This is a genomic window from Paraburkholderia sp. BR10872 (assembly GCF_040965835.1).
Classification (GTDB): domain Bacteria; phylum Pseudomonadota; class Gammaproteobacteria; order Burkholderiales; family Burkholderiaceae; genus Paraburkholderia; species Paraburkholderia nodosa_A.
Genome location: NZ_JBFRCN010000015.1, coordinates 72,346 through 97,837, shown reverse-complemented (window position 1 = coordinate 97,837; position 25,492 = coordinate 72,346). Strand labels below are relative to the sequence as shown.

23 protein-coding genes are annotated in these 25,492 nt (G+C 61.0%); 11 read left to right on the top strand and 12 right to left on the bottom strand.

Features of this window, described 5'->3' with window-relative positions; translation table 11 throughout:
• Positions 1–13: 13 nt before the first annotated feature.
• Entirely contained in the window at positions 14–601 is a 588-nt protein-coding gene (locus AB4Y43_RS14585; RefSeq protein WP_368605647.1) for a hypothetical protein, read from the bottom strand.
• 247 nt (positions 602–848) lie between these two features.
• Between AB4Y43_RS14585 and AB4Y43_RS14580 the strand changes: the two genes are divergently transcribed.
• Both AB4Y43_RS14580 and AB4Y43_RS14575 read left to right on the top strand, forming a co-directional pair.
• Positions 849–1,505 carry a hypothetical protein gene (locus AB4Y43_RS14580; protein ID WP_368728077.1) on the top strand — a complete coding sequence of 219 codons (657 nt, stop codon included), beginning with the start codon at positions 849–851 and terminating at the stop codon, positions 1,503–1,505.
• Positions 1,469–2,845: a hypothetical protein gene (locus tag AB4Y43_RS14575; protein ID WP_368728076.1), complete on the top strand. Its 1,377-nt coding sequence runs from the start codon at positions 1,469–1,471 to the stop codon at positions 2,843–2,845. Before AB4Y43_RS14580 ends, AB4Y43_RS14575 begins: the two co-directional genes overlap by 37 nt.
• A gap of 781 nt (positions 2,846–3,626) precedes the next feature.
• On the opposite strand, the gene AB4Y43_RS14570 is transcribed toward AB4Y43_RS14575, so the two are convergent.
• The 8 genes from AB4Y43_RS14570 to AB4Y43_RS14535 form a co-directional block, all read right to left on the bottom strand.
• Positions 3,627–4,985: a HAMP domain-containing sensor histidine kinase gene (locus AB4Y43_RS14570; RefSeq protein ID WP_069268396.1), complete on the bottom strand. Its 1,359-nt coding sequence runs from the start codon at positions 4,983–4,985 to the stop codon at positions 3,627–3,629.
• Positions 4,961–5,626 (bottom strand): response regulator transcription factor, encoded by a 666-nt coding sequence (locus tag AB4Y43_RS14565; RefSeq protein ID WP_069268397.1) that lies wholly within the window; start codon positions 5,624–5,626, stop codon positions 4,961–4,963. Before AB4Y43_RS14565 ends, AB4Y43_RS14570 begins: the two co-directional genes overlap by 25 nt.
• Positions 5,627–5,681: 55 nt before the next feature.
• Positions 5,682–6,128: a hypothetical protein gene (locus tag AB4Y43_RS14560; protein WP_069268398.1), complete on the bottom strand. Its 447-nt coding sequence runs from the start codon at positions 6,126–6,128 to the stop codon at positions 5,682–5,684.
• Between the two features lie 38 nt (positions 6,129–6,166).
• A complete protein-coding gene (locus tag AB4Y43_RS14555) occupies positions 6,167–6,949 on the bottom strand; it encodes a hypothetical protein (RefSeq protein WP_368618986.1) in 783 nt (260 codons plus the stop codon).
• Between the two features lie 540 nt (positions 6,950–7,489).
• Positions 7,490–8,620 (bottom strand): amidohydrolase, encoded by a 1,131-nt coding sequence (locus AB4Y43_RS14550; RefSeq protein WP_368618985.1) that lies wholly within the window; start codon positions 8,618–8,620, stop codon positions 7,490–7,492.
• A complete protein-coding gene (locus AB4Y43_RS14545; protein WP_069268401.1) occupies positions 8,617–9,930 on the bottom strand; it encodes an MFS transporter in 1,314 nt (437 codons plus the stop codon). The genes AB4Y43_RS14550 and AB4Y43_RS14545 overlap by 4 nt, the downstream gene beginning before the upstream one ends.
• 81 nt (positions 9,931–10,011) lie before the next feature.
• Complete coding sequence (locus tag AB4Y43_RS14540) at positions 10,012–11,286, bottom strand: CaiB/BaiF CoA transferase family protein (protein ID WP_368728075.1); 1,275 nt, start codon at positions 11,284–11,286, stop codon at positions 10,012–10,014.
• Entirely contained in the window at positions 11,283–12,266 is a 984-nt protein-coding gene (locus tag AB4Y43_RS14535; protein ID WP_368618983.1) for a hydroxymethylglutaryl-CoA lyase, read from the bottom strand. The genes AB4Y43_RS14540 and AB4Y43_RS14535 overlap by 4 nt, the downstream gene beginning before the upstream one ends.
• A 136-nt stretch (positions 12,267–12,402) precedes the next feature.
• On the opposite strand from AB4Y43_RS14535, the gene AB4Y43_RS14530 reads away from it, so the two are divergent.
• The 5 genes from AB4Y43_RS14530 (at position 12,403) to AB4Y43_RS14510 (ending at position 19,462) form a co-directional block, all read left to right on the top strand.
• Positions 12,403–13,206 carry an IclR family transcriptional regulator gene (locus tag AB4Y43_RS14530; protein WP_368618982.1) on the top strand — a complete coding sequence of 268 codons (804 nt, stop codon included), beginning with the start codon at positions 12,403–12,405 and terminating at the stop codon, positions 13,204–13,206.
• A 754-nt stretch (positions 13,207–13,960) separates the two neighbouring features.
• On the top strand, positions 13,961–14,962 hold the full coding sequence (locus AB4Y43_RS14525; protein WP_368685342.1) for a UPF0149 family protein: 1,002 nt from the start codon (positions 13,961–13,963) through the stop codon (positions 14,960–14,962).
• A 211-nt stretch (positions 14,963–15,173) separates the two neighbouring features.
• A complete protein-coding gene (locus AB4Y43_RS14520) occupies positions 15,174–17,852 on the top strand; it encodes a DEAD/DEAH box helicase (RefSeq protein WP_368618979.1) in 2,679 nt (892 codons plus the stop codon).
• Between the two features lie 18 nt (positions 17,853–17,870).
• Positions 17,871–18,872: a hypothetical protein gene (locus AB4Y43_RS14515; protein WP_368618978.1), complete on the top strand. Its 1,002-nt coding sequence runs from the start codon at positions 17,871–17,873 to the stop codon at positions 18,870–18,872.
• Positions 18,873–19,312: 440 nt separating this feature from the next.
• Complete coding sequence (locus AB4Y43_RS14510; protein ID WP_176732990.1) at positions 19,313–19,462, top strand: hypothetical protein; 150 nt, start codon at positions 19,313–19,315, stop codon at positions 19,460–19,462.
• Positions 19,463–19,521: 59 nt separating this feature from the next.
• Here the strand turns inward: AB4Y43_RS14510 and AB4Y43_RS14505 are convergent, their stop codons facing one another.
• Positions 19,522–19,656: a metallophosphoesterase gene (locus tag AB4Y43_RS14505; protein ID WP_176732992.1), complete on the bottom strand. Its 135-nt coding sequence runs from the start codon at positions 19,654–19,656 to the stop codon at positions 19,522–19,524.
• A 785-nt stretch (positions 19,657–20,441) separates the two neighbouring features.
• On the opposite strand from AB4Y43_RS14505, the gene AB4Y43_RS14500 reads away from it, so the two are divergent.
• Positions 20,442–20,915 (top strand): hypothetical protein, encoded by a 474-nt coding sequence (locus tag AB4Y43_RS14500; RefSeq protein WP_368728074.1) that lies wholly within the window; start codon positions 20,442–20,444, stop codon positions 20,913–20,915.
• 242 nt (positions 20,916–21,157) lie between these two features.
• Here the strand turns inward: AB4Y43_RS14500 and AB4Y43_RS14495 are convergent, their stop codons facing one another.
• A complete protein-coding gene (locus tag AB4Y43_RS14495; RefSeq protein ID WP_342922186.1) occupies positions 21,158–21,778 on the bottom strand; it encodes a hypothetical protein in 621 nt (206 codons plus the stop codon).
• Between the two features lie 361 nt (positions 21,779–22,139).
• Between AB4Y43_RS14495 and AB4Y43_RS14490 the strand changes: the two genes are divergently transcribed.
• Positions 22,140–22,433, top strand: a complete 294-nt coding sequence (locus tag AB4Y43_RS14490; protein ID WP_368618973.1) for a hypothetical protein — start codon at positions 22,140–22,142, stop codon at positions 22,431–22,433.
• Between the two features lie 257 nt (positions 22,434–22,690).
• On the opposite strand, the gene AB4Y43_RS14485 is transcribed toward AB4Y43_RS14490, so the two are convergent.
• Positions 22,691–23,692 carry a helix-turn-helix domain-containing protein gene (locus tag AB4Y43_RS14485; RefSeq protein WP_342949649.1) on the bottom strand — a complete coding sequence of 334 codons (1,002 nt, stop codon included), beginning with the start codon at positions 23,690–23,692 and terminating at the stop codon, positions 22,691–22,693.
• A 353-nt stretch (positions 23,693–24,045) separates the two neighbouring features.
• Here AB4Y43_RS14485 and AB4Y43_RS14480 point away from each other — a divergent pair, with 353 nt between their 5' ends.
• Both AB4Y43_RS14480 and AB4Y43_RS14475 read left to right on the top strand, forming a co-directional pair.
• On the top strand, positions 24,046–24,594 hold the full coding sequence (locus AB4Y43_RS14480) for a dTDP-4-dehydrorhamnose 3,5-epimerase family protein (protein WP_368618972.1): 549 nt from the start codon (positions 24,046–24,048) through the stop codon (positions 24,592–24,594).
• A gap of 132 nt (positions 24,595–24,726) precedes the next feature.
• Complete coding sequence (locus tag AB4Y43_RS14475; protein WP_141710911.1) at positions 24,727–25,068, top strand: hypothetical protein; 342 nt, start codon at positions 24,727–24,729, stop codon at positions 25,066–25,068.
• Positions 25,069–25,492: the final 424 nt, after the last annotated feature.

The following is a 25,492-nucleotide window of genomic DNA, read 5'->3' as shown; positions in this document are numbered from 1 at the left end:
AAATTACCGGCGCTCATGCCGGTTGGTCTTTTTCGGGGGGCACCGGGTCGAACGGGTTGGGCCAGTACTGTTTGACCTTGGCATCTGCGCGCGCTATGCGTTGTTCGTGCGTCAACAGGTGTTTCTGCTCAAGCGTCAGTTCTGCGGTGAGCCAGTCGTCGGGCAGCTTTGCACCGACAGGCGCAATCGGGCGCCGCTCACGCACCGCGGGGCGCGCGGCCGCCACAGCCGGGGCCACGCCAGTTTCACTGTCGGGCACACCGCGTTCGGCTGCTACCGGGTTAGCCGCCTGCCTTGGCACGTCTGCGGGAGCGCGACTGACTGCCGGGCCAGTTTCCGCCTGTGACGCGCGCGTGAGGCGGGACACGATGCCCCGTTCGCGCCGGATTCTTTTGAGTGTCAGAGCAAAGGTCTGATAGGTGAAGACGAGTCCGGTTGCGGCGAGTTCCTGGATGATCGCGGCGTACCGGACGCCCGAGCGAATGGCACGTTCAACGCTCTCGAACACGTCGCGAAGCTGGGCGGTCTTGGACCGGCCATCGGACGAAGCCGCGAGGGTGTCGAGGCGTTGCGCGCGTTGTACCGCAATCAGGGCGTCCATTTTGAGCGCTCACGTCAGGGGGAACGGACACAGTATGCCGCGAATGATCGAAAGGTGCATCCTATCTGTTAGGTATGCGATCTTTCATGATCCGCAGGCCGTCCAGAAATGATTGAGCGTCGATTCATTATGGTCCATGCGTGATCTATCGACCGGCGCTTGGCTGCGGGGCGAGGCACGACGTATATGTAGACGGAAATGCTGACGCATTTCCGTCTACATATAGCGTGCTCCAAGGGGATACCCCTTGGAGAACCCGGCAGCCGCCGCCAACGAGCGCGCTCGGCGCTGCTTTGCAGACAGACCGGTGGCACGTGCGTCTGGGCGCACCAGGAGTTTTTCACCAAAGGAATTGCATGCGCATCTTCGCAAAGGCGTCGGCGTGCGCGATGTCCGTGAGCACGAAATTGGCGTGCTCCCAGCTGTGCACTTCGGGCTTTTCATGCGCGGGCGGCGACGGGACCCTGGCGACGGCAGTATATTCTCAGCATTGTTCCTGGGGAGTCCGATGAAACTCAATTCTGCAAGAATGCTTGAGATCATGGAGTCGAGCCGCGAGTACCTTGCGGGCGAGCTGGCCAGGCGATTCGATACGTCGATGGTGCAGATCAACGACATGCTTTGCACTCTTGCCGAAGACGGTCTTGTGCGCATGAGCAGTCAGTCATCACGCATCGTCCGCCTTCAACGGCTGTCGTTCGCGCCCCGAACCATTGGCACCGCTTGTATCAGACACGGCTACACGCGCAGCTGTATCCATCCCACCGTTCGCCCGCCAGATGCATGGCGGGTTTCTGGACTACAAGGCTTCGCTCCTGCGCGTGCACAGCCTCGCAATGCTCGTCAGACTCTCACACTGAGCGCAACATGGAACTTGTCGAGCGGGATCACCCCGGGACGGTGAGGCGACATCTGAGTGCTGAAGAAGCTGCAGCTGTGCGGCGGTTCTGCGGCGACGGACAGCAAGTGCGGCCTGAGGACGTCAGACTCGTGGAAGCCGTGCTCGAAGAGATGCACGACGGACGACATGTGCGTCTGTGGCTCGAGTGCGACTGCGTCAGAGCACCCGGTGGCCGGCCGCGGTTGACCGCTCGGATGCGTGAAGACGGCCCGCGTCATTTCGTGCGCATGCATCAATACGGCGAGCACCACTGCGCCCTGGCGTCGTTCCGGCAGACACCGGAGCCGGAAGACGTTGAGCCGGACGATGATTGCGCGCGCCCTGGCCAGCACAATCCGCTCAGACCAGTGGGCGACGCGCTTGACTACCTGGATGATCTGAATGAAGGCGCGGCACGACCGGGCGGCTCGACGGGATCAGGGGGCGGCGTTGGCGAAAGGGGGCGCCGCCTGCCGCGGCTCGGACGCATCCTGCACACGCTTCTTGACGACGCCGGGTTCGCACGGCTGCACGTCGACGCGTTAAATGACAAGTCCAGAACGTGGGAGCGGCTCGAGGCATATGCAGCAGATCAGGCGCTGAGCCCGCAGCTATCACTCTCGCAGATACTCTATTTCAAGCCATGGACACATCTCAACGAGAAGATGACAGAGGTCGACGCCCTGGTATGGCCGAAAAAGAAGGCACGCAGTGCGCTACTGCTGTTCGTCGCCGACGAGCTTCGCGCAGGCGCTGCAATCAAGAAAACGAGCATGGGCGAGTGCATTCTTCGCCCGGAAAAGGGTATCCGCGCCGGAGGCCGCGATCAGCGACTGACGCAGCCCCCTTACTGGGTGCTCGGCGTGGTAGACCGCGATCGCGACGGCAACGCGCGCGTTCGGGAAGCGTTCGCGCAGCATGCGTATTCGTTTGCGCGCCCCGTACCTCTGGACAGCCGGTATGAGCGAGTCACGCTGAAATTGCTGTTCGACGTCATGGCGTGGGTCAAAAAGCACGGCGTTGACGTGACGCTCTGGAAACCGCTCTTTGACCGGGAGGTGAGGCGGACCGACGCGCCGAGCCAGTGGTGCCGCCCCGACTTTGAACTGACGTTCCGATCGGTGGCAGCGGTTGGCGTTGCGGCACGGCTGCACCGTATCGTCATCGAGACGATGGGCGCCGACGATCCTGACTACCTCGAGCGCAAGTTGCGTACTCAGGAAATCATGAAGCGCCGCGGCATTCTGATCGAGCATCGCGTCGCTGATGATGCTGCCCAGAAGGAACGGGACTACGCGTTTTTCCGCAGGGTCGCAGCAAAGATCCTGCATCTCGCCGGTGTTTCGCAGACCAGGCCAGTCTGAACGATTCACGGTGCCCCGTCAGCCGCTCATCTTTCTGATTGATGCTCCGCTTCTTGCCGGCGACTCACGCGCCATCACCAGCGCGACGCCGACCACGACGCCTGGGTAGCGGCCATGCTGGGGGGCGTCAGAGCTTGCCGACCGTTGTGAATATCGTTGCGGCCGTGCGCAATGGTTGACGGCTGCGGGGCGCCCATTACCGAATGCGCCTTTTTCAACATTACCGGGCCAACTGTCAAATCCCGTCTGCTGCCAACCGCGATGGTCGTCCGGCCGATAAATGCGACTAACGGTCTTTCTGCGCCCAACCTCCCAGCATAGGCAGACGGTGCAAAACCCCCGTCTCCAGCAAGTGAGGTAACTGCGGGAGTGGTGTACCTCCTGACGTGTCGGGCTCGTATCGATCCGATGGCCTGACGCTTGGCAGCGAGACGGGCTTCCTGAGCGGCGAGGGCGGAACTGGTCGCGCACGTGCGGCGGCCCGGCGCGCCCGGGCGTCGCTGCCCCCGGCGCGGGACACGCGGCAGGGCGGCCTTTTCTGATCAGGATGGCGCGCTTGCGGAGTGACCGGTGGTGGTGGCCGTGGTGTTCCGCTTCATCCATGACACAGTTACGTCCCTGCTCCCTGTACGAGGACGTCAGATCGCAGATTGGCCGCTCATCAAGTCCGTGGCTTTGCGACCATCAGCGCTCGCCGCCCGGGTCAATTTAAACTTCCGAGGCTTGACGACACCCCGGGTACGGACTGACGGAGGCGGGAAGATGTGCGCTCACAGCGAGATCAGCGAGATTGCGATGGAATCCGCATCGACACGCGCAAGCCGCGTTGCGTATGCGTGTCGGTGGGTGCCAGACTCACTTCGGCACCCATCCGCTCGGCAATCGTCCGGACGATTGCCAGTCCGAGCCCTGAGCCGATCTGCTCGTTACCCGGGATGCGATAAAACGGATCGAACACACGAGCACGCTCGTGCGGCGAGATGCCCGGGCCGTTGTCGGTAACGGTCAACAGCGCCTGACTTCCTGTCTCCCGGACGGCCAGATTGACTCGTCCCCTGTCTGGCGTGTAGCGAATCGCGTTGTCGACGAGATTCTTGATCAGTGTCGTCAGCTCGATGCTGTCGACGCTCACTCGCACATCCGGCCCGTCTTCGACGCCGATATCAATATGCTTCGCTTCAGCAAGTGGCATCAGGTCTTCGAGCACACGCCGCCAGGTCGCGTGGACCGACACCGGTTCCATGGGCCGCGCTGTCTTCGCCTGTATCCGTGCGAGTGCGAGCAACTGCTCGATCAGATTGCGGCTGCGCTCAAGGCCGCCGCGCAGCGTGGTCAGGCGCGCGCGTGCGTCAACAGGTAGATCCGTCTCGCCGAGCCGCTCCGCCTGCAGCGACATCGCCGTGAGTGGTGAGCGAAGCTCGTGCGCTGCGTCGGCGACGAAGCGGCGCTGCGCATCGACCGACTGCGCCACACGTCCGAGCATCCGGTTGATCGCCACGACGAACGGCCGCACCTCGGCGGGCAGGTGATCGGTCTCGACTGGCTGCAGGTCGTGCTCGCTGCGCGCGTCGATTTCGGCCGACAGCGACGCGACCGGCCGCAGCATCTTGCGTACGAGATCGGCGACGACCAGCAGCAGAATCGGCAGCAGGATGATGAGCGGCATCGCTGTCCGCCATGCGCCTTCGCGCGCGGTGTCATCCCGCACGCCCGCATCCTGGGCGACTGCGATACGCTCGCCGTTCGCGAGCGTGTGAATCAGCACGCGCAGCGTCTGTCCGTCCGCATCGAGCGTATGGAAACCGTCCGGCAGCGTCGCTGCACCGGCGAGTCGCCGGTCGCTGGCAGCAAGCGGCGCCCCGTCGCGGTTCAGCGGTTCGACGATCACGCGCGGTACTTCGTCGCTTTCCGGCGTGCGTGTGGCGCTGCCGGTCGGCGAAGCAGGCATCGGCGCGCTCTGACGATCGAGCAGCGTCGCAATCTGACGCAGCACGTCGTCCTGGAATTCATGTGCCTCGACGTACGCCGACGAGAACGAGAAGGCCGCCGCCGCGGTCGCGACGACCAGGATCGCAACCGAGAGCGCGACTGACAGGCGGAACTGGATCGATTCTTTCAGCCGTTTCTTGACACCATCCATCCGACACCTCTGACGTTCTTGATCACAGTGCTGCCGAGCTTGCGGCGCAGCGAGTGGATCAGGACTTCGACTGCGTTGCTTTCGACTTCCTCGCCCCAGCCGTAGATGCGGTCCTCGAGCTCGCTGCGCGACAGGATCGCGCCGGGGCGTACGAGCAGCGCGCGTAGCAACGAAAACTCACGGTTCGACAACTGTACCGGCGTACACTCGCCGACCGCGACTTCGCGTGTCGCCGGGTCAAGCGACACGATGCCGTTGCTCATCACGGGCGCGGCCGAGCCGACCTGACGCCGGATCGCCACGCGAATCCGCGCGAGCAGTTCGGCCATTTCGAAGGGTTTGAGGATGTAATCGTCGGCGCCGCCGTCGAGCCCGCGCAGGCGGTCGTCGAGGCCGTCTCGCGCGGTGATGATGATGACCGGTACCGCGCTGCCCTTCGCGCGGATGCCGGCCAGCACACCGAGGCCGTCCCGGCCGGGCAGGCCGAGGTCGAGCAGGATCAGGTCATAGCGCTGCGCGGCGAACGCGGTCAGCGCGAGCGCGCCGTCCGTGACGCGATCCGCCGCGTACGACGCGTCCTTCAGCGCAGCCTGGACAGCTTCGCCAATCATCGGGTCGTCTTCGACAAGCAGTATTCGCATGCCTCCACTCCACGAGCGATAGCCGGAATCAGCGTCTGTGATTTTCGCATGCGCGTCACGAGGTCTTGCCGGCGAGCGTGTCGAACGTGTGCAGGAGGTCGTCCATCGCGGCAGTGCAGTCGCTCTGCTGCGGGTGGTCGGCGCGCAGCGCTTCGAGCGCGCGGTCGATCGCCTTGTCGAGTACGTGCCAGTCGCCGGCCGCGCGTGGCTTCAGGCCAGCTTCAGCCTCGTCCCATGCGATCTCGAGATCCTTGATGCGTGTCTTGCCGCCAGCCAGGTCGCCCCTGGCAACGAGAACGGACACATCGGTCGCGATCCTGCGGAACTGGGAGAGGTCGCCGAGCTTCGACGCGCTTGCGGGCGAACCGCCCTGTGCGGCGGCGGACGCCGTGGTCGATGCGGCGGCGCTGCCGGTCTGTCTGGAGCAACCGGCAGCGAGGCCGAGCGCAGCGCACACGGAAACGGCAACGAGCAGACGCGAAAGCGTGGTGGGATAACGCATGAAAAATCCTCGATTCGATGGTGAAAGAAACGTGACGGTCACTCGGCGGTCTCGACGCGCGCGCGGCTACTCGCGCCGATCTGCGCGACGGCGACGAGCACGACGATCACGGTGAGGAACAGCAGGCTCGTCGAAGCGGCCCCCATGCCGAACCCGCCGTAGCTGCGCGACTGCGTGAGCAGGTCGCCGAGCGAGGCCCCGAATGGTCGCGTCAGGATGTACGCGATCCAGAACGTGAGAACCGCGTTCGCGCCGATTCGCCATGCTGTGTAGGCCGCAGCCAGCAGGATGCCGAACGACACCGCGCCGAGCGAGAAGCCGAGACCCAGCGCTTCGGTCGCGAGATCGCCGGCGGCCGTGCCGAGCGCGAACGTGCAGAGGATCGCGGCCCAGTAGAACCCTTCGCGACGCGCCGTGTCGATCGCGTCGATCGCCAGGGTGCCCTCGACGCGATACCAGATCGCGAAGAATGCCGCGAGCACAATGGCAAATACGCCCATGCTGATGTAGAGGCTGACACCGAGGCCGTCGGTGAGCAGATCGGTAATCTGCGTGCCGACGACGCTCACGAGCACGACCGTAAGCCAGTAGATCCATGGTGTGTACCTGCGCGTGCGCATCTGCAGGATGAGCGCGATCGCAAGCAGCGACGTCATCAGCGCGCGCGTTGCGCCTTGTCCCCATCCCGCGTTGACCGCGAGAAAGTCGGCACCCGTCTCGCCGACCGTGGTCGACATGATCTTGGTGATCCAGAACGCGAAAGTGATCGCGGGCACCTTGTTGAGCCAGCGTGTCGCCGGTCGATCGGACGTGTAGGTCATACGGCGGCTCCTCGGAAATCGGGTGACGGACCTGCAGTCTGAACACTCAGACTTAGCAGATCCTTAGCCGGGTTCTTCTGGAGCCGCCTCCTGGCTCATACACCGACTGCAGGTGGGCTGTTAGACAGGGGGATATATCGACACTTGGCCCGGTTCGTCACTTTGCGGTGGATCGCTGCCAACGGGCGCTCCATCGCCGGCGCCGGACTTCGGCGATGGCACGTCCGACATGGGGCTTTTCCTCGGGCAGGTCACGTCGCCGCCTGGCGGTCTGGCGAGCAATGACAACGGATGCGGTTTTCTGATCTGTTGCCCCCGACGTAAGCGTTGACGACGTGTGGGCACACTTCGCCAGGGTCGTTCGTCGGCGCCTTACGCCGAATTTGGGAAAAGGTATAGGAGTTCAGCGTTTGACGAAGTCCAGACGTTCGGCAGCAGCCGACCCCATCCGGTCATACGCAACGGATTGCCCGAAGGCAGCTGTCGGAAGGACAGCGGTCATTCCAGGCTTGCCGCCTGCCGCCGCTCCATGCGACGCGCTCACGTAAGGCGATAAACCTTGCGCGCGGTCCCGCGGAACAAAGCCTCGCGTTCGCCAGCGCTAGCGTGCGCAGTCAACTTCTTGAAGGCGTTCCAACCGTTGCTGAATGGATAGGAACCCTTGTCCACCGGGAAGTTGCTCTCGAACATGCAGCGCTCTGCACCGAACGCCTCGATACATGTGTACATCCATGGCTTCCATGTTTTGGCCAAATCGTCCGAGGACGACGGACGTTCGCCCTTTTCAAACTCGAAGCCATTAATGCGCATGCCGAGGCCGCCCACCTTCACAAAGACATTCGGCAACTGGGCGAGCGTACGCATCGAGCGGGACCAGGCATCAAACACTTCTGCGCGCTGATTTGCATAGCTGGCAATCCGGACCACGCCTCCGCAATGGTTGATGATGAAAGGCGTATCAGGATAGGCCTTCGCCAGGTCGAACAGCTCCGGCAACTGCGGGAAGAATAGCCATGCGTCGTACGACAGGCCCAGCGGAGCCAGTTGTGCGACGCCTGCCCGGTAGCCGGAGTCGAGCAGCAGCCCTCGAGGCGCCGCCGACAATGGATTGACGAGCGTCTGGTCAGCATCCCAGGTAACGAGATGTCGAACGCCACGGAACCGACCATCTCCGGCATGCAGTTCTGCTTCGAGAACATCGCGAACCGCCGCTCCCCTGCGAAGATCTGCATAGCCGACCATACCCTTCGCAACCTCCGGCTTGCTTTTTTGCAAAGGCGCCGTGACGCCAGCAACATACTCGATTTCTCCGACCGGGCGCAGCGACTCAGGACCAGACGGGCGATATCGTGTCAGCCCCTGCATGAACACCGACGCGGTGATGTTATGGCCCGTTTGCGCGTCCTGAAGATACTCATCGAGAAGATAGGTCCAGCCCGGACGATCATAAAAGTGATGATGCGCGTCGACGATCGGCAGGTCGGGCTCAAGCGCCGCTTCGGTGCCGGAAGCGAGCCAGTCAGCCCGAACGGAAAGATAGTTGCTGGTTGTACTCACGGAATGCGTTTCCTCTTTTGCGAATGCTTGACGCAGAGTGACAGCGGGGAAAATCAATGATGCTGCGGCAGCGCCAATCAGCTGCCGGCGCCGCGGCGAAGGGCATTTGTTCATTCCTGTTCCCCGCGGCCAAAGGCATAAAGCGACAAGGTCAGCAAAGTCGTGATGCCTAGCACGATCGAAAGACCAATCATGCCGGCCGAGAACGTACCGAAACTGTCCTTCAGATAACCCACCAGGTACGGTCCCGCAAATCCGCCGAGCGCACCAATGGAGTTAATGAAGGCGAGGCCACCCGCAGCCGCCTGTCCGGAAAGGAACCGGGCCGGCAGTGTATAGAAGATCGTGCGGCCCGCAATCGTGCCGATCAACGCCAGCGTAATACCGGTCATGGCCGGAACCAGTTGATGGAAATACGTCGAGACACCCAGCGCAATCGCACCAATCAAAAGCCCTGCGGCGAGATTGGCGATCGGGCCGCCGCGACGATCGACCCGCTTTGCCCACCAGAGCAATGCGATTGTGGCAAAGAAATAAGGCACGGCCGACATCCAGCCGGTCTGCGTCACGCTCATCCCGTGAGCCCTCAGCATCTGAGGCAGCCAGATACCGATGCCGTAAGAGCCCATCGTGAAGCCGAAGGAGATCATCGCAAGAATGTAGGTGCGTACGTCCTTCAACGCTGCGACGAAATTTTTCTTTTTCTGACCGGACGCGCCTTCCCGATCGAACGCGCCTTGAAGAGCTTGCCGTTCCTCCTGGGACAACCACTTCGCATCGGCGGGTTTGTCCGCCAACATTTTCAGTACCAGAAAACCGAGGACACACGCGGGCAGTCCTTGAACGATGAACATCCACCGCCAGCCCGCCAGTCCCAGGACACCGTCCATATGGAGCAGTCCCGCGGACAGCGGACCACCGACGAGCGACGACAGCGGCGTGGAGACGGTGAACCATGCGAGCACGCGAGTGCGATAGCTAGCCGGAAACCAGACCGCGAGAAAAAAGATCACACCCGGAAAGAAGCCGGCCTCACCGATACCGAGCAGCAGCCGGATCACGTAGAAGCTTTTTGGCCCCACGGCGAGCGCGGTTGCCGCTGCGAAAAAGCCCCACGTGATCATGATGCGGGCAAGCCAGCGTCGCGCGCCGAAGCGGTATAGCGCCAGGTTGCTCGGAACCTCGAACACACAGTACCCGGCGAACATGATGCCCGCACCCCAGCCGAATTGGGTGGCGCTCAAGCCAAGATCGTGATTCATCGTCAACGCCGCGAAACCGACGCTGGTGCGATCAAGATAATTGAAGAAATACGCAAGCGCGAGTAGCGGAATGAACCGCCACGCGGCTTTTCTAACCGCAGACTGCTCGACGGTGGAAGCCACCACGCTGCCTGTCGTGGTGTTCGATGAAATGGATGTCATGTCTCGTCTCCAGACGAATCAAGGCGCGCAGAAGGCTCAGTGGCCTCTGCGGCTCGGTGATTCTTTGTGGGTGTTGCAACGTCAGGCGCTGGCGAGTTCGTTCGCCGATGGGTTCGACGCATCGCCAGGCTGAGCGTCCTGACACTTGACGATCCCGGCCTCGGTCAACTGCCTGAGATCCTCCGGCGTGTAGCCGAGACCCGTCAGCAGCGCCTGGGTATCCTGACCCAGCGAAGGCGGCGCCGCACGCAGGTGCAGACGCTCACCGCCAAGCGTCAAAGGCAGCAGCGCAGTCCGCGTCGCAATAGCCTGCCCTGCGCCGCTTGCGTCGGGCGGCAAAGTCACCTCGGCGAGTCCGCCGGTAGCGAGCAGGTGCGGATCATCGAACAGATCCTGCGGTTTCGTGATCGGCGCATACGGCAGTCCGCAGCGCTCGAAGATTGCGCTGATCTCGGCAGCCGAGAACGCTTCCATATGTTTTCGAAGCTGCGGCAACAACCATTCACGGGCCTGCACACGCTGATTGTTGGAAGCGATCCGCTCGTCAGCCTTGAGTTCTGCAAGCCCGAAAGCGTCGCAAAACAGTTGCCATTGCGTATCCGAGACAACCGCGAGGAAGATCTGCTCGCCGTTTTTGACCGAGAACACGTCATAGACCGCCCATGCTGAAATGCGGCTCGGCATCGGTGCCGCGGCCTTACCGGTCACCGCGTACTGCATCATGTGCTGGGCGACGAGAAATACATTGTTCTCGAACAGTGCGCTCTGTACTTCCTGACTACGTCCCGTGCGTTCGCGTTGAGCCAGCGCTGCCATCGCACCGATCGCGCCGAACATTCCACCCATGATGTCGTTGACACTCGTCCCTGCTCGCAACGGTCTGCCGTCGGGTCCGGTCATATAAGCGAGGCCGCCCATCATCTGCACGACCTCGTCGAGCGCGGTGCGATGATCGTACGGGCCGGGCAGAAAGCCCTTATGCGACACGTAGACAAGACGCGGATTGAGCCTGGACAGCGCGGCGTAACCGAGGCCGAGCTTATCCATCGTGCCGCTCTTGAAGTTTTCGCTGAACACGTCCGCCCCGGCAAGAAGCTTGTGAACGATCTCCACGCCGCGGGGATCTTTTACGTCGACCGCGATACTCTTCTTGTTGCGGTTGAACGTGCTGAAGAAGCCCGCACCGGAACCGCGCAAAAGACGTGTGCTGTCGCCGGAAACAGGCTCGACCTTGATCACTTCCGCGCCCAGGTCCGCCAGCACCATGCCGCATGTCGGCCCCATCACCATGTGCGTCATCTCGACGACGCGTACGCTGCCATACGGCAGATTCTGGTTTGCTTGCACGTCGCTCATTGCGCTACTCCAGTCAGGCAGCCTTCCGGTTGCGGCGCGCTGGGCGCGCGGCCATCGGCATACGCGAATCCCTTTGGAAGACCCGCGTCCTGCACGTGTCCATATAACGCTTCGCCAGGCAGTGCCTCCGCGAGAATGGCGCGCGCGGCAATGAGCCTGTCGATGTCCACACCGGTGTCGTAGCCCATCGCTTCGAGCAGAAACGCCAGATCCTCGGTCACGATGTTGCCGGTGGCGCCTGGCGCATAAGGACAGCCGCCCAGGCCGGCCTGACTCGAATCAATTGTCGTCACACCGACCTCGAGCGCGGCGACGACGTTCGCTAAACCCTGTCCGCGCGTGTTATGGAAATGTGCGCCGCCAGCCTTCGCGCCGAATTCCGATTGCAACCGACGGAACAGCCGGCGAACCTGTGCCGGATTCGCATAGCCGCTGGTATCGGAGAGGCCAATTTCGTCGACGCCGCTCTTGGCCATTGCCTGGCACATGCGCATCGTTTGATCGTCGCTCACGGTGCCCGCAATCGTGCAGCCGAAGGCAACGGAAATGCCTGCCTCGATTTGCACGCCCGGAAACTGTTCGTTGCGAAGCGCGACGATATTGCGGACTTCTTCGATCATCTGCTCATTGGTTTTCCGGATATTGGCCAGCGAATGTTCGTTGGTCACCGAAACGGGAAGCGTCACCTTATGCACACCCGCTTCGAAGGCGCTCTGGCTTCCACGAAGATTTGGTGCGAGAACCGCGACGTGCAGATCCGGGATTGAGAGGGCATGCACCACGACTTCGCGGATGTCAGCCATCTGCGGCAGCAACTTCGCCGGCACGAACGATCCCACTTCGATTTCCTTGATTCCCGCAGCCGCGAGTGCGGAAATCCATCGCAGCTTCGCAGCAGTGGGCATGACGCTCTTGATGCTTTGCAGACCGTCGCGCGGCCCGACCTCGCTGATCAGCACCTTCGGACTTGAAGTGCTCATATTCGGCCCTTAGTTCTGTCAGACAGACCAATGTTTCGTTAGAGAGAACTATAGGCGCATCCAAACACCCGCGAAAGCGGGGTAAACCCACGGATAGAACTTGAGTTCTGTCAGATAGAACGATACGATGCCACTTATGATCAAGACGACCAAACACGCCGTGACCGCTGATGCCCTTTCAACGCCTGAGCCATCCGACACTGCCAATGACAGTTCCAGCGGCGTAGCTGTGCTCGACCGTGCGTTCGCCATCCTCAACGCGTTCGGGCCGACCGACGACCAGTTGACGCTTACCGAACTCTCGCGGCGCACGGGGTTGTACAAAAGCACGGCCTTGCGCCTGCTGGGCGCGCTGGAGCATGGAGGCTTCATCCGAAAAATGAGTGACGGGCAGTACGGCGTCGGCCACCAGCCACTACGGCTCGCCGCGCTCTATCAGCGATCCTTCCAGGTCGGTCCCGTTATCGAGCCGTTGCTTCAGCAATTGAGCCGCGACCTGGGGGAAACGGCGTCGTTCTATGTGCGGCAGGGCGATCATCGACTGGTGCTGTATCGTGTCGAGCCGACGAGGAGCGTGCGTGTGTCAATTCGCGTCGGCGAAGAGTTCCCGATCGACAAAGGTGCCTCCGGCAAGGTGCTGCTCGCTTTCACTGAGGCACAGGATCCTCGCTGGAGCGAAGTGCGCGACGCTCTTTGGGCGGCGTCTTTTGGTGAACGCGATCCCGAAACCGCTTCGACGTCCGTCCCCGTGTTCGACTCGACTGGCGAGTTGGTGGGTGCGCTCACGCTGTCGGGACCGAAAGAGAGATTTGGTACTCCTTCGACCCTCGACGCGGCCGTTGCGGCTTTACTTGTCAGTGCAAAACGCGCGACCGTTGCGCTCGGCGGCAAGGGTGGTCGATACGATGCCAGCATCGCGGAATTTGCTAATAGAAGCTGAAGTGGGGACGCTCACGGCGGTCGCTCGTGAATGGTCGACCGCTCGCATTGAATTGCCGAACTGCCATGTCAAGCCCGGCGCGATTTCGGGGACGATGGTACTGGTACTGCGACCCGCGCCCACAAGTGCTCGTCCAGATTCCCGGCCGACCGGTCAGGCCTAGTGGCACGAAACGGGACGCTACCTGCGCGCTCGTTCGCCGCCAGGCGGCGGAGTAACTGTTTGCGGCCTCGGGTCGAAAGGCCGCGAACGCTACCAAAGCTGACGGTCAGGCAGGCAGAGCTAAGGTCTGTTTCTGGCCGAGACCAGCAGTTCGCCGTACGACTGTCGGTAAGCAATGGGGCTACCCCGCGACCGCTGCGAACCGGGCGCGGGCCGACACTGCTGCGACGACGTCGCCCCAACAGCCCTGGTTGGCTGACCGGTGGCGTGATGACAATGCGCCGCCGCACCGCGGGCATCCGCGATGCCTGGCCGGCTTGGATGCGTTCCAGCCAGCACGTGCGGTTCGGACTGAGCCGCGCGCGCCTGCCATGGTGACGGGTACACCCTAGCAAACAAACCGCCGACAGGGCAGCCAAAGCATTCATCGCGTGTCGCCCGGCGTCCGGTCCATGCATCGCGCCTCGGATAAAATGCCGGGACTGCGACACTGGCCGAAATGCCTCACGAGCGCGGCGTAGCGCTGAACGTCGACGGCAACGGCGGCGCGGAAGAACTGCATCGCGGTTGCCGCATACCGCACGGACATACCATGAAATTCGATCATCCCGATCCCGAACTCAACAATCCGTTGACTGACGAAGAACTGGAATTCCTCGAACGCTTTCTTTCGGGCAATGCCGTCTGCGACGACGCGATGGGTGCGGTCATGTTGCATGGATTTCTGACTGCCGTCATCTCCGGACCGAACGCGATCATGCCGGGCGCGATCCTTCCGTGGATCTGGGATGCCAGGCACGCAACCCGTCAACCCAGATTCCTGTCGGCAGGCCGGGCTCGCAAGGTCACAGGACTGATTTTTCAATACTGGAACGACATCAACGACACCCTGAATCAATGCCCGGACCTGTTCGAACTCCCGCTGCACGCGAGCGTATACGAGGGCGAAGAGGTTCCTGTCCTCGACGAATGGTGCGAGGGGTATTGCAAGGGCATCGACATCGACCGGGAGGCCTGGGAGCCGCTGATCGAACGGCACCCCTGGTGGTTCAATATCATCCTGCTGTTCGGCACCGCCTCCGGATACGAGGAGGTGGCGCGACGGGACTACACGGTCGGGCAACGCCGGTCGTTTGTCCTCCAGCTCGCAGCATCGGTACTCAATATCCATCGCTACGTGTGTGAGGAATGTCGGAGATCGCTGGAGCAGGGCGAGCAGCCAGGTGCGATTCCGGCGGGTTCGTTGTCGAAAGCCAAGCCGGCGACGCAGATCACCGCGAGGAATCGGGCCGCGCGGGACGGGAGCGTGTCCAAAGATGTGTTCCTCGTGGATTCGATCGGTCGACTGACGGACGACGCGTTTCACCCGCTGGCATTGTCCCCGCTGGCTACGCGCATCACGCGTGGCGGCACGTCTGTCGATGCGCACATCTATCGCGCCGGCGATGAAGGTCGCGACGGCTGGATACTGGAAATCATCGACGCGTCCGGGACGTCCACCGTCTGGGACGAGCCGTTCCCGACAGATGGGGCCGCGCTGGCCGAAGCATTGAGCACGATCAACATGCACGACATCGCCCCCGGCAGCCGGTGACGGACCGTGCCCGCGTCGTAACGCTGAGCGCGCCCGCACCCGGACGGGCCTGGCGTTGCGCGCCGTGAACGGATGCGTTGCCCGGCGATGTCATGTGACGTGCTGCCAAACAATCCGTCCCAGGACCAGGACCGGTCATTTTTCCCACGGCGCAGCAGATACGTGATCGTTTCCGTCTACATTTGAAACCGGGCCTTCCCCATCAACTGTCATGTCCTTGACCGATACCGATCGCCTTTCGCCAAGAATCACACCTGCTGGCCACCTGCTTGCCGCGCCGGACGTCGAGGCGCCTGTGCTGCCCGATGACGTACCGCTGGGCGTGGTTTTCGCGCGCGGCGCCGGTCACGGGCTGCTCTATCTGGGAAGCTCTACCATCGGGCGGGCATTGCCGCCCGCCTGGGCGTGGTGGCGAGAACTAGGAGCCCGCTATGTCACGGCCCTGTGCACTACGACGGAAAGTGGGGAAATCGCGGTCGCAGAGCCAGACCCAACGGAGCTCGGCACACTGATCGACGACGCGCCACCCATGACGGGCGCTGAATATCTCACGCCGGATGTTCTGGCGGCACTGTGGAGCGAAATCGATGGCGCCCTGCGCGACGAGCTCGCTGAATCGGGAGAGTCACTTCAGGCATTCCTCAGGTCGCGTCATCCTGCATGGAATCTGGTGGGCCGGGTTCACTTCAACCTTGCCGAAAACCGCAAGGATCCCGAAGCACCTTTCGCGTTCCTGGCTACATACGCTGCGCGCCTGTCGGCCCATGGCAAGACGCAGCATCAACCCCTTTCGCGGGCGCTCGAAGAGTTCTCCGGTGCGCGCAACAAGGCACAGCTTCTCTCCCTCCTGATGCCGGTCCAGCGTGCCGCTGAACGCTGCGACTGGTTGCGCGCGATGGTTGAATCGCGCGAAATCTACCACCCGTTGCGCTGGATGCCGGCCGACGCGTTTCGCCTGCTCTCCGATTTGCCGGCCCTGGAATCGGCCGGCATCATGGTTCGACTACCGGCGAGCTGGGCCGCGGGACGCCCCGCGCGGCCCGCGGTCAGGGCGAGCGTCGGGACGCGGCCTCCGTCACGCCTGGGCAGGGAAGCACTGCTCGACTTCAGGATGGAGGTGTCGCTCGATGGCGAAGCGTTGAGTCCGGCCGAGATCCGGAGTCTGCTCAAGGGGGCCGACGGCCTTCAGTGGATTCGCGGGCGCTGGATCGAGGTGGACACGAAGAGGCTGGGCCGCCTGCTTCAGCGCTTTGAAGGTCTGGAAAACGCCGCGCAGGCGGGACTGCCGCTGAACGATGCGCTGCGTCTTCTGGCGGGCGTCTCCGGTGATGAAGATGACGCGTTCGGCGAGCGCGACTGGTCGCAGGTCGTGGCTGGCGACTGGCTTTCACAGATGCTGCAGCAGTTGCGCCAGCCGGAAGGGCTGGCGCAGGTCGATCCGGGTCCCGATCTGAAAGCGCAGCTTCGACCGTACCAGCAGGCCGGTGTGCGCTGGCTCTACCTGCTCAGCCAGCTCGGGCTCGGAGCGTGTCTTGCCGACGATATGGGTCTCGGAAAGACGATGCAGGTCCTCTCCCTGCTACTGATCCTCAGGCGCGACCCGGTCGACCCGCGCCCGAGCCTGCTGGTCGCCCCGGCGTCCCTGCTGGCAAACTGGGCCGCGGAAGCGGAGCGTTTCGCGCCGGGCCTGCGCGTGCTGGTGGTGCACCCGTCCATGACGCCTGCCGACGAACTGCGCGCCCTGGACAGCGCCCGGCTCGCGCAGACGGACCTCGTTATTACCAGCTTCGGCTCGCTGCTGCGCCAGCCCGTTCTGGAAACAATGCAATGGCGCGTCGCCATTGTCGACGAGGCCCAGGCGATCAAGAACCCCGGCGCGCGGCAGACGAAACAGGTGAAGAAGCTTCAGGCCCGCTCACGCATCGCCCTGACGGGCACCCCGGTGGAAAATCGCCTGTCGGATCTGTGGTCCATTTTCGATTTCACGCATCCCGGCCTGCTGGGCTCGGCGAAGGACTTTGCCGGTCTGACCCGGCGTCTGGCAAAAGCCGAACATTTCGGCCCGCTTCGCACTCTTGTGCGGCCCTACATCCTTCGTCGCCTGAAAACAGACCGGCGTGTCATTACCGATCTCCCGGAAAAAACCGAACTCAAGGCGTGGTGTCACCTGAGCCCCATCCAGGCCGCCCTGTACGAACGCGCGGTCAAGGACCTGGCTGCGGCGCTCGATGGTACCGAGGGCATTGAACGTAAAGGGATCGTATTAAGCTACCTGATGCGGTTCAAGCAGATCTGCAACCATCCGTCCCAGTGGCTTGGCGATGCGGCGTGGCAGCCGGAAGCCAGCGGCAAATTCGCGCGGTTGCGCGAACTGGTCGACGTGATCGCAGCGAAACAGGAAAAGGTGCTCGTGTTTACGCAGTTCCGCGAAACCACGGAGCCCCTGGCTGCCCACCTCGGCTCGCTTTTTGGCCGGGAAGGTCTGATTCTCCACGGTGGAACGCCCGTCGCCAAACGCCGCGAACTCGTCCGGCAATTCCAGGAAGATGAATCGGTTCCGTTCTTTGTGCTTTCGCTCAAGGCGGGCGGCGCGGGGTTGAATCTCACTGCCGCCTCCCACGTGATCCACTTCGATCGCTGGTGGAATCCGGCGGTCGAGAATCAGGCGACGGACCGGGCATTCCGCATTGGCCAGCGCAGGAATGTTCTGGTACACAAGTTCGTTTGCCGGGGTACGGTCGAGGACCGGATCGATCAGTTAATCGAAACAAAGCAGCAGCTGGTGAAGGATGTGCTTGAGGGCGGCGCGGAGCTGCTGCTGACCGAGATGAGTGACCGCGAACTGCTCGATCTGGTCAGGCTCGATATCCATTCCGCGCAGGCAAACTGATCAGGGAGAGGAACGCCGATGGCTGACTACGGTGGATGGAAACCCTACGTCCCGGTGGCCGAGCGCAGAAAGCAGGCGGAGCAACTGGTTGCGAAAGCGATCAAGTCCGGCAAGACGCTGTCGCCCATCGCACCCTATCGAGGGGCCATTGCGAAGACCTTCTGGGGCAAGGCATGGTGCGATAACCTTGAGCACTACAGTGACTACGCCAGTCGCCTGCCACGCGGTCGCACCTATGTGCGCAATGGTTCCGTGATCGATCTTCAGATTTCGACGGGCAGGATCCGCGCACAGGTCATGGGGTCCAGCGTGTACGAGATCGAAATCGATGTCACAGCCTGCCCGGAAAAACAGTGGCGGGCGTTGAGTGTCGAGTGCGCATCGTCGGTTGACTCCATGGTCGAACTGCTGCAGGGCAAGCTGTCGGCTGCGGTGATGGGCCGCATCTGCAAGCCGGGCAGCGGGCTCTTCCCCGCGCCGAAGGAGATCAAACTCGGCTGCAACTGCCTGGACTGGGCGGCGATGTGCAAGCACGTCGCCGCCGTACTCTATGGCGTCGGCGCGCGGCTCGACCAGCAGCCAGAATTGCTCTTTACGTTACGTGGTGTCGACCCTGGCGATCTCGTTAGCAGCACCGGTGCGAACCCCTCCGGTGCAGGAGCCGGCCCGGTGTCCGGCAAGGTACTCGACAACGTGGACCTGGGGGATGTGTTCGGAATCGATATCAATACGGAGCCCTTTGCCGATGCGCCCCCGGTCCGGAGCAAGCGCACGCGCAAGGAAGCCGCCTCGCAAACAGAACGCACACCGAGGTCGACGGCGTTGAAGTCGTCTACGATTGCGAAATCGACACAAAAAGGCAAGGTCGCGCTGCCAGACGTGAAAGCCAGTGCTTCCGCCGTGAAGAAGCCAAAGGGTAAAACCGACCCCGGTGTTTCGAAGGCGACTCGTTCGGCTGCATCACCAAAGCCCACTGTGCGTGCGCCCGCTGCATCGAAAACCGCTAAACGCCGCGGGTGATGTCTGCGGCGACGCGTCACCGCCTGGTCCGGCGACTGATCGCGCTCTCGAAGTTTGCAACTGTTACGGAAAGCACTGTGTCGAACAGCGCAACTTCAGTCATGCGAAGGGAAACTGTTCACCGAATTCGCCGATATGGCAAAGATGCGATGCACCACTACTCGCGCCATCCTGCCAGCAGTGCAACTGGATGGCCGGAGGTTCGAGCAACGACGCGGGATTCGCATTTGGCTGGAGTCGCAATGCAATCTGCGTTGTCGTAACTTGGGCAGGTCAACACGGGTACGGCGCCAGGACGCGCGTGCAACGCGCGATGAACGTGCCCGGTGACGATGCGCTCAACGTTGTGATGTCCGGATAGAAGAAGTCGCAAGGCGTCAGTCGTCTGCATGCCGAAAAGTTCGAGATGGGGGATGCCGGTGCGAAACGGCGGATGACGCATGGATGACAACCGGTCGGTTCACGTATTCGACGAGCTCGCGTTCCAGCCACAACTGCGCCGCCGGACCGGTTTCACCGTGGCGGGAGCCTGGGACTCTTGTGTCTATCGCAAGGATGCGCACATAGCCGACATCGACGCCGAAAATTGAGTCCACCCGCGCATGTTAGCCGCGGTTGATTGTCGAGCGCGCCGCGCAGACATCTGCGGTCATCGTTGGTTGCCGGGTAAGACCATATTGGGGTGCGTCAACTGCGCCAGCAGTTGCAGCATTTCGTATTCTTCCGGGAGACCCTCGTCCGTGAGATCTCCGGTTATCAGGACGAGCCGAGGCTCTGGATTCAGGCGGTTCGATCCTGTGGCCGCTGTAGCGAACGCCGCGCCACCGCCGTGCTCGCAGTAGAGATGTTAGAGCGGACCTAAATGGCTGGCGCCGCGCCAGTAGCGCAACCGCGGGGCCGAGGCGCCCCGCGTTTTCTCCCTTTCGCGTGAGCTACCCGGACGCGATGGTCTGCTTCCGTCCTCAGACGCTAAATCCCGCAACTCGCCTCATCTGGCGCGACACTGCGCTGCCAGAGCCTTGCGCATCGAATTGTGCGCGAAGGCTCGCGTCTGCCTTGCGGGTCACGCCGCGGTGCATGGCCACAATTAAAGCGAAAAGGGCGACGAGAAACATCGGGGTGGCAAACATCGTATTGCTCCCGGATGTTGGAACCGGGTATGTGTTCGGCGATGGTCGTGTGCGATCGCGTTGCACTGTCGTCGGAGATCGCGGTCCCATCCCCTCGCGTGACCCCGCCAAGGCCTTCACGATGCCCGGATTGCGTCGGTCGGGACCAGGTGCAGTTCCCTCAAGGCCATGCGCCGCCCACGTGAATCGCGTCTGTCTCTGCGTAGACTGTCATCCACCGGAGTACCGGTCACCGTAAGGCTCCCATAAATAATATTTCGCAATATGACATATGCAGGTGCGCGGCTCAACGACGAGGATGCCGAAATCGACTCGCAACGGATGGCTGGGACTGTGTTTGTCTATGTGCTGACGCTCTGGGTCGATGAACTGATCTTCCTGCATGCCGCGTTTCCGCGTTGGGTGGAAGTGGACCTATCTTCCGACTGGCATCCGGCTTTTGAGTACGCTGTTGCTGGGCGCGGACGGCGCGATTGGGCTGCTGGTCTCCGCCTTGCTGGTCGATTTCTTTCATTACTTCCCGAACGACCCCGTGCGGGCAATCGCGGGCGCGATCTTCAGTTCGGCCGGCCCGTACGCGGTCCGTCGCCTCGCCCTGGAACGCTATGGCCTGAAGGCGTCGCTGACGAATCTCACGCCAAGGCGCCGTATAGTGCTCGCGTTTGCTGTCGCACTCACGAACTCGACGCTGCATCATCTCTGGTTCGCAATGACGGGCAGTACGCAGGACATCCTGCAGAGTTTCTTCACGATGTTTGTGGGCGATCTGCTGGGCGCGCTGATTCTCGTCTATATCGTGAAGGGCACGCTTGCCCTGCTGCCCAGGCATCCCAGCCAGTCCTCACGCACGACCGACGGCATGTTCAGGATCCGGCTAGCCCTTGATCTCGCCTACAACAACCGCCTGGCTTGACGGCAGATATGGGGCGCACGGCCCGTCCGGGCTCGAACAGGGCCGTTGAAGGCTCTCACACTTGCGGGATTGAGGGCGTGAGTCGGGGCAGGCCGCCCAGCATTGAGTGCGCCTAGCGGTCGTCGCGAATCGCGACACTGCAGCCTGGGTGCAACACAACGTCGAGACGCACGATGGCGACAATCGTACATAGCGCCACGAGACGGGCTGCGATTGCGCCTCATCGCAACCCCTTCGTCACGCTAGCGTGGAGCCTGATTGTTATATGCATTCGTTAGTGCAACGTGAATGCTGAACATCCCGTTCGTGAGGCGGGAATCGCCTGGCCGTTTCGGGAGCAAAGCCAGCAATCCCTTCATCGCATACAGCATGATTAGCGTGCCGGCGAGGTCGCCCACAAACATGCTGAACAGGCTTTCGAAGAAATGCTCCGTCGCACCGGTCAACGCAAACCAGAGGTGATGTAACAGCGGATTCGCGACCGAATACGCGACGGCGAGCACAAGAAGCCGGGTCGGCGTGAGATTCGTCAACGATGCGCGCAAGCCGTAATACTCTCTCGCGAACCTGTAGACCAGATACGGAGCGGCTGACCCAAGTATCGCGCCAGCGATCGCTCTCACAGGGTCATGCGGGAACCAGTAAAGAAAATCCGTTAACAGACCAGCAAGCAGCAAGCCAAGGAAACCGTCGGCACCAACCAGTAGCGTGCTCAAAAGCCGTATGCCGGAAGGAAGGAATATCCAGTTGATGCCCCGTACAAACGACGTATGCGCAAACACCTCCTGATTGATCCAGAGTGACGCCACAAACGCTATCAGGGTTGCCGCGATCGACCAGAAATGTATACGTAAGCTCAACATTACGATGAACTCCCTTTCCCTTCGGACTATGACTGGCCAATCATAGCGCCCGCGTGTGGTTCTGCGAAATGCATCTCCAACAGTCTATGCGCAAACTGAAGGTTAGTGCCCGGGTCGCTATGCTGACCGCTGCGAATCTCGCGACGCGTGAAGTCATCGCAACCAGAGACAACATCGGGGAGTTGCGCGAGAGGAGGGGCATCATCGCGGATGGCATGGTTATCATCATGCCGGTGATTACGCAGTCCGCAGGGTTCTATCATGATGGTATTCGCGGCCACAGCATGCTGCGTGTCGTTGGAGGAAACAGGTACGCCGCGTGCTGTCATGCATGCGTAATGGCTTCGAATCTGGGGCGCAAATGGAAATCGATACCACAGGATGGTTCCCATTGGACGACTATGCGCCGGCCCGTGAGGGCTGGTACGAAGTCAGGCTCACGACCGGAGATACGGCATTCTCCCGCTTTATCGACGGACATTGGACGGAGCAACCCGTGGTTCTGTTCACGCACTGGCGTGGTCTGAGTGCGGATCCGGGGGACTCGGCCGACAGCGAGCACATGGACGCGCAGGCTGCCGCCGCACAGGGCGTACGAGCGGTGTGGAACGCGTTTTTCCCCGTAGTGGGGGATACGCATCCACTCAAGAAATAGCTGCTGTCACTTGCCCATGCAGCAGAGCCGTCATTTGGGCGAAATCGATGCATGGCGCACGAACAGCCTGAATTTCCAGAGAATGATCCGATCTGGGCAGAAGCAGGGTGCTCGAAGCAAGCATCCGCGCGAGGAGACGCGCGCAGGGAAAGAAGAATCCTCAAGATCTTCCTCTATGGTGCGACGAACTGATCTTACCCCGGGGGGGGAAGGGGAACCTTGAGCGTCATTCGTTGTAGACGCACCTTCTACTCGCATTACGAATTGCGTCGTTCACGTTGCCGAAACTCAGAAGGTGTCAGGGAGAATCGCCGCCGGAAGATCTTTGCGAGACGATCCCCGTTTGTCCAGCCGCAACTTTTCGCGATTCTGTCGATTGAGAAATCGGTCTCTGCCAGCATGCGCGAGGTCAGATCAAGTCGTGCCTGCAGCAGGTACTCGGAAGGCGTGACGCCTATCTCCTGTTTGAAGCATCGAAGGAAATTGCGCTCGCTCATAGCCGAGATGTTGACCGCGTCGCTTACAGATATCGGCCGATTGCAGTTCTCCTTAAGCCAGCGAGCGGATGCACGGACCTTCTCAATTGCAGTGTCAGCTCGCGCGTCAGCTATTAGAGGGGTAAGCGTTGCAAAACCATTTCCAGAGAGCTTGCGTGAGATGTCTCTCACTGCTTCCGGACCGAGATCCCATCCGATAAGCGCAAGAGCCGTCTTGGTCGGTTCATAGCGATTTCCCCGGCTGGTCGGAATTTTTGTGGGAGACGCATCAGAATCGAGTTGAAGCAGACCGCTGTGGTACGAGTCGGGACGGAGCTGCATCATGTCGATCAGATCCGCCGCCTTTCCAATTCCGGAAACGATTTTCGTTGCCGGAATGGTGACCCGAAGCCATTGTCGGACACGCTCGTCGCGCGTCACTTCGGTCAAGTCGCTGCCGTCCGCGATAAATAGTGCATCAAAGCCCACACTTTTCGTCGTGTCGCATTCCTGTGTCCACACGTTGACAGAGGACGAGCACTCAACATCGCCACCCTGTGCGGAATATAGCTTGACGTCATAGAGTAATCCGCCATTGCATTGTTGCTTCGCGATTTCATTGGCGAGCTGAAAGATCTCAGGAACGACTCCGATCGAGAGTAGGGAAAAGCCTCTGTAGAGCAGCACGCCGATGCTTCTCGTGGCTCCGGATTTCGGCCCTCTCGCGCCAGAAACGACATTTCCCCTCTCAGCACCCCCGGCACCGATGTCGCCCATCTTCATCCCTCTACTGTTATCAGGTGCTTGAAATTGATATAACCTGTGACGATGACTTAATTTTCATCGCGATGCATCATACATGGGCTACTAAATTCGTCGGATGCTTGGCCGATCAGACCAATATATTGGCGGTTTAAACCACATGCATTGCAACGGGTGCTATCTCGCTGGAATATCTACTGTCTGCACAACAGTGTGCCATGCGATGTGCATGACGAAACTGCATAGTTTTGGCGGAAACGGATAACGTATTGGCTGGTATGAATCACGTGCCTCGGTGGATTTCATGGCATAGTCAGAGAAGAATCGGAAAGTTGGAATCGTAGAAGACCATCAGGAACACACAGAGAAAAAGGATGTCCTTTCGCCTTGGGAATACTGGCCTTCGTGACGTTAAAGTATTCGAGCCCCAGATTGAAGCCCGATCAACAGGCGCGTTCTTTAGAAGCTTTGATCAGGACTGGTTCAATGCGAACGTCTCCTACGGGTATCTTTTCACTCATGATGAGCAGGCTGTTTGCCCCCATAATGCGTTGATCGGACTGACCTACCAGGTTCAAAATCCGCGCGGCGTTGTTTTGAGAGTGCTCTCCGGCGAAATATACGCCGTGGCTCTCGATCTGCGTCGTACGTCAGTTGCTTTTGGGCGATGGGCGGGCGAGTCCCTGTCAGCATCAAACTGTCGCCAGCTCTGGATACCGCCAGGATTCGCGCATGGGTACATCGTTCGATCAGACGTCGCGGAGGTGCTTTCAAAGGCATCCTCGGCGCGTCTGCCTGATTCGGAGCGCACGATTTGCTGGGATGACGCAGATCTCAACATCGATTGGCGTATTGCGGGATTGCCTGTCACAGACAGGAGGCAGCGCAATTGTGTTGACTTTAATGTTGCGGAGTACTTTTAGCACAATGAGTCCGCAGCGCGTGACGACCGATCGGTACAAAGGCGTGTTTAAGCTGCCAATTCCTGGACGGTGCGTTCCCGTTGGAAAGCGATCGTTAAGCGATCACTCATCCATGACTACAAGCTCTACGATATGAGCCATTCAATCGATATCGCGAAAATAGCCAACCATGACTCGCGATCGGGTGCAGGCGCGTGTCCTGAAGTCGCACGCGACGCGCAGTTCGATAAATTCAGCGCTGTAGAGGTCTCTTGCGCGGCACTCTTTGAGCGTTGGTGTACGGAGCGTAATGTGATTCCACTTGCGTATCTGATGCACGTATGGCCGATCGCTAGACCAACAGACCTGGAGATTCGACAGGTCGGCGACTCGATGGCGGAACTCTTGCGCGGACACGCAAACGTTCTCGACGTCGAGGACAAGATGCTGATTAATATTACACTCTTGTCGGTTCAAGCTGTGTTAGATATTTAACGTCGGTCAGGTATTAGAGGCACGCATGGCAGGAGGCTTTGACTAGGCGCTATCACGCGTCTCTGGGCGGCATACCATACCAAATCTCGGACCCGATTGAAGCGTGTACGTAAGAAATGATGTTTGATCAACCCCTTTCCCCGAAAGTTGCTCGATACCGGGGAGACCGAACGCAATGGAAATTTCAGGAAAAAACTCTTCCTTCAGCTTCCGTATTCCCGAAAATGAATTCGACGATTCAGTCTATGTGGCTCACTATTCGAGAGATCTCTACGTCTTGCTCTCTCGCATGGACTCGGAAGCAATGGTAGTCGCCTTCGAGATACCGAGAGTCAAACTGGCGAGGAGTCGTCGGTTGTCAAGTGAAGCACTTGTGAGAACCGCGATCGGACAGGGAATTAGGGATGGGGTGTTTGAGTCGGCC

Excerpts from the sequence above, each read along its gene's own strand:
- AB4Y43_RS14585 (WP_368605647.1), bottom strand. The coding sequence starts at position 601 with ATGGACGCCCTGATTGCGGTACAACGCGCGCAACGCCTCGACACCCTC.
- AB4Y43_RS14575 (WP_368728076.1), top strand. The coding sequence starts at position 1,469 with ATGGAACTTGTCGAGCGGGATCACCCCGGGACGGTGAGGCGACATCTG.
- AB4Y43_RS14570 (WP_069268396.1), bottom strand. The coding sequence starts at position 4,985 with ATGGATGGTGTCAAGAAACGGCTGAAAGAATCGATCCAGTTCCGCCTG.
- AB4Y43_RS14565 (WP_069268397.1), bottom strand. The coding sequence starts at position 5,626 with ATGCGAATACTGCTTGTCGAAGACGACCCGATGATTGGCGAAGCTGTC.
- AB4Y43_RS14560 (WP_069268398.1), bottom strand. The coding sequence starts at position 6,128 with ATGCGTTATCCCACCACGCTTTCGCGTCTGCTCGTTGCCGTTTCCGTG.
- AB4Y43_RS14555 (WP_368618986.1), bottom strand. The coding sequence starts at position 6,949 with ATGACCTACACGTCCGATCGACCGGCGACACGCTGGCTCAACAAGGTG.
- AB4Y43_RS14550 (WP_368618985.1), bottom strand. The coding sequence starts at position 8,620 with ATGAACAAATGCCCTTCGCCGCGGCGCCGGCAGCTGATTGGCGCTGCC.
- AB4Y43_RS14545 (WP_069268401.1), bottom strand. The coding sequence starts at position 9,930 with ATGACATCCATTTCATCGAACACCACGACAGGCAGCGTGGTGGCTTCC.
- AB4Y43_RS14540 (WP_368728075.1), bottom strand. The coding sequence starts at position 11,286 with ATGAGCGACGTGCAAGCAAACCAGAATCTGCCGTATGGCAGCGTACGC.
- AB4Y43_RS14535 (WP_368618983.1), bottom strand. The coding sequence starts at position 12,266 with ATGAGCACTTCAAGTCCGAAGGTGCTGATCAGCGAGGTCGGGCCGCGC.
- AB4Y43_RS14530 (WP_368618982.1), top strand. The coding sequence starts at position 12,403 with ATGATCAAGACGACCAAACACGCCGTGACCGCTGATGCCCTTTCAACG.
- AB4Y43_RS14525 (WP_368685342.1), top strand. The coding sequence starts at position 13,961 with ATGAAATTCGATCATCCCGATCCCGAACTCAACAATCCGTTGACTGAC.
- AB4Y43_RS14520 (WP_368618979.1), top strand. The coding sequence starts at position 15,174 with ATGTCCTTGACCGATACCGATCGCCTTTCGCCAAGAATCACACCTGCT.
- AB4Y43_RS14515 (WP_368618978.1), top strand. The coding sequence starts at position 17,871 with ATGGCTGACTACGGTGGATGGAAACCCTACGTCCCGGTGGCCGAGCGC.
- AB4Y43_RS14510 (WP_176732990.1), top strand. The coding sequence starts at position 19,313 with ATGGATGACAACCGGTCGGTTCACGTATTCGACGAGCTCGCGTTCCAG.
- AB4Y43_RS14495 (WP_342922186.1), bottom strand. The coding sequence starts at position 21,778 with ATGTTGAGCTTACGTATACATTTCTGGTCGATCGCGGCAACCCTGATA.
- AB4Y43_RS14490 (WP_368618973.1), top strand. The coding sequence starts at position 22,140 with ATGGAAATCGATACCACAGGATGGTTCCCATTGGACGACTATGCGCCG.
- AB4Y43_RS14485 (WP_342949649.1), bottom strand. The coding sequence starts at position 23,692 with ATGAAGATGGGCGACATCGGTGCCGGGGGTGCTGAGAGGGGAAATGTC.
- AB4Y43_RS14480 (WP_368618972.1), top strand. The coding sequence starts at position 24,046 with ATGTCCTTTCGCCTTGGGAATACTGGCCTTCGTGACGTTAAAGTATTC.
- AB4Y43_RS14475 (WP_141710911.1), top strand. The coding sequence starts at position 24,727 with ATGAGCCATTCAATCGATATCGCGAAAATAGCCAACCATGACTCGCGA.